Annotated in this window: 1 protein-coding gene; it reads right to left on the bottom strand. The window is 40.5% G+C overall.

The window, feature by feature from the left end:
• The coding region (locus tag CBI42_RS11670) for a transposase (RefSeq protein ID WP_142294151.1) at positions 1-326 on the bottom strand (326 nt) is incomplete at both ends.

Raw genomic sequence — 326 nt, 5'->3', positions numbered from 1 at the left:
CCCCTGATTGATATCTACCTGGATCAATACCAACAAAAGCATTTATCTTGTTTGGATTACTGAATCTTCTAATGTCGCCTAATTCGGCTAGAATTCGGACAGCAGTTATTTCAGCGATACCAGGAATGCTCATTAAGATTTCTAGATCGCGATTAGGCAAAGTCTTAGCTAATTTAATCATTGCCTCTGATCTCCGCTCGCGATCAGCTATAAGCCGTAATAATCTATTGGCGTAATAAACCACTTCATCACGCTCCGGGTCGTCTTGATCAACTGCTGGATAAGCTAAATCCGCGAGATGCTTAAGTTTAATAGCTAGTTTTTGA

Origin of the sequence: Streptococcus sp. KR, assembly GCF_002238115.1 — a bacterium.
Lineage (GTDB): Bacteria > Bacillota > Bacilli > Lactobacillales > Streptococcaceae > Streptococcus.
The sequence above is the reverse complement of the archived record's forward strand: the minus strand, read 5'-3'. Positions and strand labels throughout refer to the sequence as shown.